The 10367-nt window shown below is 71.4% G+C and carries 9 protein-coding genes; 5 read left to right on the top strand and 4 right to left on the bottom strand.

What is annotated here, in order from left to right; translation table 11 throughout:
• The 3 genes from KBX53_RS10930 to KBX53_RS10920 form a co-directional block, all read right to left on the bottom strand.
• A partial coding sequence (locus KBX53_RS10930; RefSeq protein WP_210858960.1) for an ABC transporter ATP-binding protein occupies positions 1 to 677 on the bottom strand: 677 nt, incomplete at its 3' end.
• Positions 677 to 1582 (bottom strand): ABC transporter permease, encoded by a 906-nt coding sequence (locus KBX53_RS10925; protein WP_051708851.1) that lies wholly within the window; start codon positions 1580 to 1582, stop codon positions 677 to 679. The genes KBX53_RS10925 and KBX53_RS10930, both read right to left, overlap by 1 nt.
• Positions 1575 to 2489 carry an ABC transporter ATP-binding protein gene (locus KBX53_RS10920; RefSeq protein WP_030337468.1) on the bottom strand — a complete coding sequence of 305 codons (915 nt, stop codon included), beginning with the start codon at positions 2487 to 2489 and terminating at the stop codon, positions 1575 to 1577. The genes KBX53_RS10925 and KBX53_RS10920 overlap by 8 nt, the downstream gene beginning before the upstream one ends.
• 237 nt (positions 2490 to 2726) lie before the next feature.
• Between KBX53_RS10920 and KBX53_RS10915 the strand changes: the two genes are divergently transcribed.
• The 4 genes from KBX53_RS10915 (at position 2727) to galT (ending at position 7870) form a co-directional block, all read left to right on the top strand.
• Positions 2727 to 4241, top strand: coding sequence for a glycosyltransferase family 2 protein (locus KBX53_RS10915; RefSeq protein WP_210858959.1), 1515 nt, complete (start codon positions 2727 to 2729; stop codon positions 4239 to 4241).
• Between the two features lie 88 nt (positions 4242 to 4329).
• A complete protein-coding gene (gene cysC / locus KBX53_RS10910) occupies positions 4330 to 5859 on the top strand; it encodes an adenylyl-sulfate kinase (protein WP_210858958.1) in 1530 nt (509 codons plus the stop codon).
• Between the two features lie 112 nt (positions 5860 to 5971).
• Positions 5972 to 6781: a DeoR/GlpR family DNA-binding transcription regulator gene (locus tag KBX53_RS10905; RefSeq protein ID WP_210858957.1), complete on the top strand. Its 810-nt coding sequence runs from the start codon at positions 5972 to 5974 to the stop codon at positions 6779 to 6781.
• Positions 6782 to 6793: 12 nt separating this feature from the next.
• Complete coding sequence (gene galT, locus KBX53_RS10900; RefSeq protein ID WP_210858955.1) at positions 6794 to 7870, top strand: galactose-1-phosphate uridylyltransferase; 1077 nt, start codon at positions 6794 to 6796, stop codon at positions 7868 to 7870.
• Positions 7871 to 8184: 314 nt separating this feature from the next.
• Here galT and KBX53_RS10895 read toward each other — a convergent pair whose 3' ends face one another.
• Positions 8185 to 9402 carry an NADP-dependent isocitrate dehydrogenase gene (locus KBX53_RS10895; protein WP_030337461.1) on the bottom strand — a complete coding sequence of 406 codons (1218 nt, stop codon included), beginning with the start codon at positions 9400 to 9402 and terminating at the stop codon, positions 8185 to 8187.
• A 137-nt stretch (positions 9403 to 9539) separates the two neighbouring features.
• Between KBX53_RS10895 and KBX53_RS10890 the strand changes: the two genes are divergently transcribed.
• Positions 9540 to 10364, top strand: a complete 825-nt coding sequence (locus KBX53_RS10890) for an MBL fold metallo-hydrolase (protein ID WP_210858953.1) — start codon at positions 9540 to 9542, stop codon at positions 10362 to 10364.
• The last annotated feature ends 3 nt before the right edge of the window (positions 10365 to 10367 follow it).

The following is a 10367-nucleotide window of genomic DNA, read 5'->3' as shown; positions in this document are numbered from 1 at the left end:
TGCGGGCGGTTGGTCAACAACCGGCGGATGGTCAGGAAGTCGCCGGAGGCTGCCAACCGGCCGGCCACCATCACCTGCACCGTTCCGGAGACCTGCTCGACCTCCTCCAGGATGTGCGAGCTGAACAGGATCGTCCGGCCGGCGTCGCCCAGGGTGTGCAGCAGCTGCATCATGTGCAGCCGCTGGCGGGGGTCCATGCCGTTGAACGGCTCGTCGAGCAGCAGCACCTGCGGGTCGTGCACCAGTGCGGCGGCCACTCGGGCGCGCTGGCGCATGCCCTTGGAGTACGTGCCGATCCGGCGGTCCTGCGCCGATTCCAGCTCCACCAGATCGATCGCCCGTCGGGCCGCGGCCGCGGGGTCGGGCAGCCGGTGCAGCTTCGCGCTGGCCAGCACGAACTCGTACGCGGTCAGGAAGCCCTGCACCGCTTCCCGTTCGCTGACCAGCCCCAACCGCCGGTAGACGTCGGGGTTGCGCCAGGTCGGCTCGTCGTCGAGGGTGACAGTGCCGCGCGACGGGGCGAGGAACCCGGCCATCATGTGCAGCAGCGTGGTCTTGCCGGCGCCGTTCGGGCCGAGCAGCCCGGTCACGCCCGGCCCCAGGGCCATGCTGATGTCGTTGACGGCGACCACGTTGCCGTACCACCGGGACACCCCGGTCAGGCTCAGCGTGCTCATCAGGAGGCGACCTTCCGGTAGCGGGCCAGCAGCAGAGCGGTCGCGCCGGCGACCAGCAGCACCGCGGCCAGGGCGTAGACCGGGCCGAACCCGCCGATGGACGGGCCGCCCTGGTCACCTTCGACGAGCAGGTCACCGAGCGACCAGATGCCCACCCCCTGCACCAGCGTGGACGGGGAGGCGAGCCCGGCCAGTTCGTTGGCGGCGCGCGACGGCAGGATGCTCAGCACGCCCACGATCGGGGTGGTCATCAGAAAGACCGCGACCACACCGCCGGCGGCGAAGGCACGCTTGCCGGTCAGCGACGCGACGAGCAGGCCGACCGAGGCGAAGACCACCGCCCACAGGCCGGCGTAGAGCAGCCCGGGCAGCAGGTCGAGCAACTCGTTCCACACCCCGCGCATGCCCTGCTTGGTGGTGAACGCGGCGCCCAGGAACATCAGCAGCTGCGGTCCGCCGAGCAGCAGCCAGAGCGCGGTGGCCAGCGCCAGCAGCTTGGCCAACGCGTAGTCGCTGCGCGGCAGCGGCCGGGAGAAGTACAGCGGCAGTACACCGCTGCGCAGATCGCGGGAGACCAGCTCCGGGGCGACGACCGCGACGAAGAAGATGACCAGCCAGCTCATCGAGTCGGCGAACTGGGCGTACGTGGCGACCGGCTCGCCGATCTGGCTACGGATGGCGGCCAGGGCCACCGCGACCAGGGTGACGATGCCGACCACCAGCCACGGGAAGATCTTGGCCTTGGCGCTGCGCCCGAACCCGAACGCGGTGCGCAGACCGTGCAGGTAGAGCGCGCCGAAGACCTGCCGACGGCCCAGCCTCGGGCCCTCGTAGCGCTGGTAGCCGATGTCGTGGATGACTCCGGTCGGCGTCTGCCGGGCGGTGGTGGTGGACGGCTCAGGCATGAGTGAGCTCCCTCGTGGCGAAGAGTTCGGCCACCCGGTGCCGGCGCTGGTCGAGTCGGTGCAGTGGCAGGTCGAGGTCGGCGACCGCGCCGAGGATCAGGTCGTAGGTGCCGTCGTCGGCGAGCGGCACGAGGAGCAGCCGCCCGTCCCGGGCGACCGGCAGCTTCAGCTCGGCGAGTCGGGCGGCGAGCTCCTCGGTGCCCTCACTGACCTCAACGGCGAGCACGTCGGTGGCCGTGGTCATCGCGGAGATGTTGTCGGCGCGCAGCAACCGGCCACCGTCGATGGCGATCAGCGTGTCGCAGATCCGCTCGACCTCGCCGAGGAGGTGTGAGCAGACCAGGACGGAGATGCCGAACTCGGTGCCGATCCGGTGCACCAGGGCCAGCATGGCGTCGCGGCCGGCCGGGTCCAGACCGTTCGTCGGCTCGTCGAGCAACAGCAGGTCGGGGTCGTGCACGAGCGCCTGGGCCAGCTTGACGCGCTGCTTCATGCCGGTCGAGTAGCCACCGACCGGCCGGTAGCGCTCCTCGTAGAGCCCCACGTGCCGCAGCGCCTCCGAGGCCCGCTCGCGGGCCGCGGTGCGGGGCAGGCCGCTCATCCGGCCGAGGTGGGTGACCAGCTCGGCGGCGGACAGGTCCGGTGGGAGGCAGTCGTGCTCCGGCATGTAACCGACCCGGTTGCGGACGGCCGCCGGGTCCGCGGTCGGGTCGATGCCCAGCACCGAGACCTGGCCGCTGGTTGGTGCGATCAGGCCGAGCAGGATCTTGATCAAGGTGGATTTGCCGGCGCCGTTCGCGCCCACCAGGCCGATGATCCCGGGCTCGACGGCGACGGTGAGGTCGGCCAACGCGGTGACCCGACCTCCGTACGTCTTGGTGAGCGACTGGGTCGCGATCAGTGTCACGCGCCCAGCGTAGGGAGTCGATGCCCAGCATGGACACCGGCACGCCCCCGGCGCTCCCCTGATCCTTTCCCGGCCGGCCCCCTAAGGTCCGCGGCGGGCTCTCGCGGCGTTTTCGCCGGTCCCGCGTTCGGTCGGACCCCGCTTCCGGAAAGACCCATCCGAGGTGACACCATTCACCTCTCGTTCACCGGGCATCGATCCGCCTGGCGATCGACCGACGACGCGGGAGGGATCCTGATGGCCGAGGTGGGCGTCCCGAAGGTGAGCGTCGTGGTGCCGGCGTACAACTGCGGCCCGCACATCGAGAAGCTCGTCGCCTCACTGCTGCGCCAGTCACTGCCCGCCGACGAGTTCGAGATGATCTTCGTCGACGACGGCTCGACCGACGAGACGGCCGAGCGGCTGGATCGGCTGGCCGCTGAGCACCGACACGTCACTGTGCTGCACATCGAGAACTCCGGCTGGCCGTCGCGTCCGCGCAACCTCGGCATCGAGCAGGCCCGCGGCGAGTACGTCTTCTTCGCCGACGACGACGACTGGTTCGCCGACGAGGCGTTGGAGCGGCTGTACGCCTGCGCGAAGGCGAACGACGCCGACATCGTGATCGGGAAGATGGCCGGGTACGGCCGGCCCGTGCCGCGGGAGCTGTTCCGGAAGAACCGCTTCGACGCGACGCTCGGCAACTCACCTCTGATCGACAGTCTGACCTGCCACAAGCTGTTCCGGCGGTCGTTCCTCAACGAGCACGGTCTGCGGTTCCCGGAGGGCGGCAAGCGTCGGCTGGAGGATCATTCGCTGGTGGTCCGGGCCTACTTCCTGTCCCGGCGGACCTCCGTGTTGTCCGACTACATCTGCTACCACCACGTTCAACGGGGCGACGCACGCAACGTCACCGCGGCCCCGCTGGACCCGTCGAGCTACTACGCCAGCGTGCGGGAGGCGCTGGACGTGGTGGACGCCCACACCGAGCCGGGTGCGCTGCGGGACCGGCTGCACCGGCGCTGGCTGCGCAACGAGATGCTCAGCCGGCTGCGCGGCAAGCGGCTGCTGAACGCCCCTGAGGCATGGGTGGAGCAGGTCGCGCTGGAGGTCCAGAAGATCATGCAGGACCGCTTCGCCCCTGGCGTCGCCGGTGGGCTGCCGCCGATGCTCCGGGCGATGGCGTACCTGGCGGAGCGGGGCCGGGTCGCGGACCTGCGCAGGCTTGCCCACTGGGAGGCGGGCATCGGCGCCCACGGCACCGTCGGTGAGCTTCGGCGCGCCGACCACGCCGTCACGGTGACCGTCGCCGCCGAGCTGCGCTCCGCGGACCAGCCGGTCAGCTTTCGTGCCGACGGTGACCGCGACGTGCTGATGCTGCCGATGGAGGAGATCGAGCCCGAGGTGCTCGACGCGACCGCGCAGGTGCGCAAGGCCCGCCTGGACCTGGTGGCCCGCCACCGGGAGACCGGCGCCGAGATCTTCCTGCCGAACACCTTCGAGACCGAACGGATCACCGGTACGACAGCGGCGGACACGGTCCACCTGGTGCACCGGGCCACCGCCACCATCGACTTCGCCGCCCTCAACGGTGGCCGGACGCGGGGTAGCTGGCTGCTCAAGGCCCGGATCACCAACGTGGGCTGGACCGAGGACGCGCGACTGCCGCTGGTGTTCATCTGCCGGGCCGACGGCTCGCGACCGCGCATCCGCGACGAGCGGAAGGTGTGGAACCGGCTGCGGTCGGCGGTGGGCCGGCGGATCAAACGCTGACCCGGCGGCGGGGGTCTTGGAGTGGCACCCTCGACCGATCGGCGGTCGGCTGCGAAACTGTGTGCCGGTCAGCGAGTGGGGAGCGTGAATGAGCAACGGCTGGGTGCTGCCCGACGACGTGCTACGGGACGCGCCGGCGTACACGCCACGTCCCGGTGAGCTCGCGGATCTGGAGCTGCTGCTGACCGGCGCGTACGCCCCGCTGACCGGCTTCATGACCCGCGCCGACCTGGTCTCGGTGAGCCGGCGCGGCCGGCTGGCCGACGGCACCCCGTGGCAGGTGGCGGTGGTTCTCCAGGTGCCGACCGCGCTGGCGCAGAGCTTCGATCCGCGCGACCCGGCCCGCCGGGCGCTCGTGCTGACCGACGGGGAGGGTGCCCCGGCTGCGGCCCTGGACGTGGCCGACGTCTGGCCGATCCGCGAGGGTGTGGCGGGGGTGGGCGGCCAGGTCCGACGACTGGGCGACGGTGGGCACGGCCCGTTCCAGCGGCTGCGTCGTGACCCGGAGGAGGTCCGCGCGCTGCTGCCCCCGGGCCGGGTGCTCGGGGTGATCGCCGATCGGCCGTTGCATCGTCCGCAGCTCGCCCAGATCGCCCATGCCGCCCGCACCCTGGCCGCTCATCTGCTCGTGATGATCCCGGTCGGTGAGGGCGGCGTCGGTGGGCTCCCACCGGAGGCGCTGGTCCGTACGATCTTCGCCGCCCGCGACCGGATGCCGCCCGCCACGCTGGTCGCGGTGCCGCTGTCGCACCGCAACGAGGAGATCAGCGACGCGTTGCTGCGCGCCCGGGTCTCCGCCGCGTACGGGGTCACCCACCTGCTCTCCACCGGGGAGATGCTCTCGGGCGCCGGGCTGCGGGTGCTGGTGCCCCGCGAACTCGCCTACGACAACCGGGACGGGCAGTGGCGGTGGCGGGAGGACATCCCACCGCGCAACCGCCGGCTCGCGCTGACCCAGGCGGAGATCGACGACCTGCTCGACAGGGGTTTCCCGCTGCCGGAGTGGCACACGCCGCCCGCTGTGGCGCGGGAGTTGGCCCGGGCCCGGCCGCCGCGCCGGCAGCGAGGGCTGGTGGTCTTCCTGACCGGCCTCTCCGGCTCCGGCAAGTCGACTGTCGCCCGGGGGCTGGCGGACGCGTTGCGGGAGAGCGGCGACCGGACGGTGACCCTGCTCGACGGGGACGTGGTGCGCCGGGAGCTCTCGGCCGGGTTGAGTTTCAGCAAGGCCGACCGGGACCTCAACGTCCGGCGGATCGGCTGGGTGGCCGCCGAGATCGCCCGGCACCGTGGGGTGAGCATCTGCTGCCCGATCGCCCCGTACGCGGCGGCCCGCGCCACCGCCCGGGAGATGGCTCTCGCCGCCGGGGCGGGTTTCGTGCTGGTGCACGTGGCCACTCCGCTGGAGGTGTGCGAGCGCAGGGACCGCAAGGGCCTGTACGCGCGGGCGCGGGCCGGCCTGCTCACCGGGATGACCGGCATCGACGACCCGTACGAGGAGCCGACCGACGCGGATCTGGTTCTCGACACCAGTGACGTGAGCGTGGCGGACGCGGTTCAGGCGGTGCTGCCCCATCTGACCGAGACCGGTTGGGTGGAGCTGACCATCCCGTCCACCTGAGGCGTCGCCGTACCCCGTTTCTTCCGCCGCTGACCGGCACGCGCTAGTGTTCATCTTTGTTGGAACACGTTTGACCGCGTGAGGGTACGTGGACCCCGGGGAGGCACGGCGGATGCTCGCTCAGCAGCGGCAGGCGGCCATCCTGGAGCGGGTCCGCTCGACCGGCGGCGTCCGGGTCAGCGAGCTGGCCGGCGAGTTCGGCGTGTCCGACATGACCATCCGGCGTGACCTGGACGCGCTGCACGAGCGCGGCCTGCTGGCCAAGGTGCACGGCGGTGCCACCACGACCGGGCCGAGCGCGACCGACGAGCCGGGCTTCCGCGCCAAGTCGGTCCGCCAACTGCCGGAGAAGGCGGCCATCGCCGATCGGGCCGCCCAACTGGTCCGGCCCGGCGCGGCGGTCGCGCTCTCCGCCGGCACCACCACCGCCGAGCTGGCCCGCCGGCTGGTGGACGTCCCCGAGCTGACCGTCGTGACGAACTCGCTGCCGGTGGCCGAGATCATGCACGCGGGCGGTCGTCCGGACCAGACGGTGGTGCTCACCGGCGGGGTACGCACACCGTCGGACGCGCTGGTCGGCCCACTCGCGGTGCGGGCCGTCCGGTCACTGCACCTGGATCTGCTCTTCCTGGGCGTGCACGGCATCACCGAGCGGGCCGGCTTCACCACCCCGAACCTGATGGAGGCGGAGACCGACCGGGCGCTGGTGGCCGCGGCGGACCAACTGGTGGTGCTCGCCGACCACACCAAGTGGGGCACCGTGGGCATCTCCTCGATCGTCGAGTTGGCGGCGGCCCACGTACTGGTCAGCGACGACCGGTTGCCCCCAGCCGCACGGCGGGTACTCGACGAACGGGTGGGCGAACTGATCATGGTGAAGGCGACAGGGGGCGGGCCGCGTGACGCGCACGCCGACAACTGAGGGGACGGCGCCGTGAAGCGCACCGCGATCGACCTGGCCGACGGCCGGGAGCTGATCTACTTCGACGAGCGCGACGACGCGGTCCGCGACCAGCCGGACCGCCGGGACCTGCCACCGCCTCCCCCCGCGTCGCAACTGCGCTACGACCCGCTGACCGACGAGTGGGTGGCGGTCGCCGTGCACCGGCAGACCCGCACCTTCCTCCCACCGGCGAACGAGTGCCCGCTCGACCCGTCGGTGGGCGACCGGCTGACCGAGATCCCCGCACCCGACTACGACGTGGTGGTCTTCGAGAACCGGTTTCCGTCGCTGAGCGGTCGGGTGGCCGAGGAGCCCGGGGAGATCACCCCGTTCACACCGGTCCGGCCGGGCGTCGGCCGGTGCGAGGTGGTCTGCTTCACCTCCGACCACAACGCGTCCTTCGCCAGCCTGCCGCCGCGCCGGGTCCGCACCGTGTTGGACGCGCTCGCCGACCGCACCGAGGCGCTCGGCGCGCTGCCCGGCGTCGAGCAGGTCTTCTGCTTCGAGAACCGGGGCGTCGAGATCGGTGTCACGCTGCACCACCCGCACGGGCAGATCTACGCGTACCCCTTCGTGACGCCGCGCACCCGCGCGATGCTGGCCGCGGCCCGCCGGCACGCCGAGCGGACCGGCGGGGGCAACCTGTACGCGGACGTGCTGGCCGCCGAGCGGGCCACCGGTGACCGGGTGGTCGCCGAGAACGAACACTGGACGGCGTACGTCCCGGCGGCCGCCCGCTGGCCGTTCGAGGTGCACGTCGCGCCGCACCGGGTGCTGCCGGACATCCCGGCGCTCAGCGACAGCGAGCGGGAGTCGTTCGGTCCGCTCTACCTGGATCTGCTGCGCCGCTTCGACGGCCTGTTCGACATGCCGATGCCGTACATCTCGGCCTGGCACCAGGCCCCGGTACGGATCGATCGCGAGTTGGGTTACCTGCACCTGCAGCTGTTCAGCATCCGGCGGGCCACCGACAAGCTGAAGTTCCTGGCGGGCTCCGAGTCCGGGATGGGCGTCTTCATCAACGACATCGCCCCGGAACGCGCCGCCGACCTGCTGCGTGCCGCCTGAGCGGGCCCGCTGTGGCCGTTGGCTGAGCACGGCCGGGCCGACGTTGCGGGAAACAGGGCGCGGGGGGCCCGGGACAGGGCCCCCCGCAGGGAAGGGACGGCTGGCTGTGCACGGCACAGCCGGGAAGGCTGGCTGATCGGCGCACGGTGCCGCGGGTCGACCGTGGTCAACCTTCCTGGACGCGACTGGCATCTCGTCCATCCTGGTCAACGAGGCGCGCCGGCAGCAGTGACGCCAGCCGGCGTGGCGGCCCCGGACACACCGGAGCCCGCCGGCAGGGTGCCGGCGGGCTCCGATGACGCGGTACGCCCGGATCAGGCGGCGAGCTTGCGGGCCAGGTTCTCGTCGAGAGCGTTCATGAACTCGTCGGTGGTCAGCCACGGGGCGTCGCGCGAGATGAGCAGCGCGAGGTCCTTGGTCATCTGGCCACCCTCGACGGTGTCGACGATGACCTGCTCCAGCGTGTTGGCGAACTCGGTGACCGCCGGCGTGCCGTCCAGCTTGCCCCGGTGGGCCAGGCCCCGGGTCCAGGCGTAGATCGACGCGATCGGGTTGGTCGAGGTCTTCTCGCCCTTCTGGTACTGCCGGTAGTGCCGGGTGACAGTGCCGTGCGCGGCCTCGGCCTCGACGGTACGGCCGTCCGGGGAGAGCAGGACGGAGGTCATCAGACCCAGCGAGCCGAAGCCCTGCGCCACGGTGTCGGACTGCACGTCACCGTCGTAGTTCTTGCAGGCCCAGACATAGCCGCCCTCCCACTTGAGCGCGGCGGCGACCATGTCGTCGATGAGCCGGTGCTCGTAGGTGAGGCCGGCGGCGTCGAACTCGGCCTTGAACTCCGCCTCGAACACCTCGGCGAAGATGTCCTTGAAGCGGCCGTCGTACGCCTTGAGGATGGTGTTCTTGGTCGACATGTAGACCGGGTAGTTGCGGTCCAGGCCGTACCGGAACGAGGCGCGGGCGAAGTCCCGGATCGACTCGTCGTAGTTGTACATGCCCATGGCGATGCCGCCGCCGGGGAAGTTGGCGACCTCCATCTCCATCGGCGTGCCGCCGTCGGCCGGGGTGTAGGTGATGGTCACCGTGCCCGGGCCGGGGACGACGAAGTCGGTGGCCTTGTACTGGTCACCGTGGGCGTGCCGGCCGATGATGATCGGCTTGGTCCAGCCGGGGACCAGCCGCGGCACGTTGGACATGATGATCGGCTCACGGAAGACGACGCCGCCGAGGATGTTGCGGATGGTGCCGTTGGGCGACCGCCACATCTTCTTCAGGCCGAACTCCTCGACCCGGGCCTCGTCCGGGGTGATGGTCGCGCACTTGACGCCGACGCCGTGCTCCTTGATGGCGTTGGCGGCGTCGATCGTGACCTGGTCGTCGGTCTCGTCGCGGTGCTGGATCGACAGGTCGTAGTAGTGCAGGTCGACGTCGAGGTAGGGCAGGATCAGCTGCTCCCGGATCTGCTTCCAGATGATCCGGGTCATCTCGTCGCCGTCGAGTTCTACGACCGGGTTGTTTACCTTGATCTTCGCCATCGGCCGGCGCTCCTCTCGGGGGACACGTGCTCAAGCAGTACGAGCGTACTGCAATTGGACCGGCAGCCCCCAGCCGGCCTCGACCGGCCGGCGGAACCGGACTGCGCGGAACAGGAATGCCCTGGAATCATCGTCCGATGCCACTGAACCGCACCCTCGGGTCTATCACGGTCACTGCGCTCACCGACGGTGAGGGTCAGTTCTTCCAGCCTCGCGCGGACGCGTTTCCGCAGGCCACGGCCGCTCACTGGGCGGAGGCCGACCGACGCGACCCCGGCTCGGTGACCGCCGACGGGCAGTGGTGGCTGCCGTTCCGCAGCTTCGCGATCCGGGTCGACGACGGGCCGGTGACGCTCGTCGACGCCGGCATCGGGCCGTCGGACTCCCTCGCCGCGAGCTGGGCGCCGGTGCCCGGCCGGATGCCCGCCGAGCTGGCCGCCGCCGGCATCGACCCGGCCGACGTCGACACGGTAGTGCTGACCCATCTGCACAGCGACCACATCGGCTGGGCGGTCACCGGCACGCCGGGGCGGCCGTACTTCCCGAACGCGAGCTACCTGGTGCAACGGGCCGAAGTCGACGCGGCGGAGACGCTGAACCCGGGGCTGCCGGCCGGCGTGATCGGGCCGTTGCGCGCCGCCGGCCAGCTCCGGGTGGTCGACGGCGAGACCACCCTCACCCCGGCGGTACGTCTGCTGCCCACCCCCGGCCACACCCCTGGCCACCAGTCGGTGCTGCTGACCGCAGCCGACGAGCGGATGCTGTTCACCGGCGACCTGCTGGTGCACATGGTGCAGCTGGTCGATCCCGACCTGGCGTACGCCCACGAGGTGGACCAGGAACAAGCCCGCCGCTCCCGCCAGACCGCCCTGGCCACGGCGAACCCCACCCTCCTGGCCACCCCCCACCTGGCCACCCCCTTCACCCTTCACCCCCTGCCCACCGCCGACCCCACCCTCTGATCG

This window comes from Micromonospora sp. M51 (assembly GCF_018070305.1).
Lineage (GTDB): Bacteria > Actinomycetota > Actinomycetes > Mycobacteriales > Micromonosporaceae > Micromonospora > Micromonospora parva.
Note: the sequence above shows the minus strand (reverse complement) of the source record. Positions and strands in the feature narration are given on the sequence as shown.

What these genes read in the sequence shown, in the direction of transcription:
- KBX53_RS10925 (WP_051708851.1), bottom strand. Translation starts at nt 1,582, where the DNA reads ATGCCTGAGCCGTCCACCACCACCGCCCGGCAGACGCCGACCGGAGTC.
- KBX53_RS10915 (WP_210858959.1), top strand. Translation starts at nt 2,727, where the DNA reads ATGGCCGAGGTGGGCGTCCCGAAGGTGAGCGTCGTGGTGCCGGCGTAC.
- cysC (WP_210858958.1), top strand. Translation starts at nt 4,330, where the DNA reads ATGAGCAACGGCTGGGTGCTGCCCGACGACGTGCTACGGGACGCGCCG.
- KBX53_RS10905 (WP_210858957.1), top strand. Translation starts at nt 5,972, where the DNA reads ATGCTCGCTCAGCAGCGGCAGGCGGCCATCCTGGAGCGGGTCCGCTCG.
- KBX53_RS10895 (WP_030337461.1), bottom strand. Translation starts at nt 9,402, where the DNA reads ATGGCGAAGATCAAGGTAAACAACCCGGTCGTAGAACTCGACGGCGAC.
- KBX53_RS10890 (WP_210858953.1), top strand. Translation starts at nt 9,540, where the DNA reads ATGCCACTGAACCGCACCCTCGGGTCTATCACGGTCACTGCGCTCACC.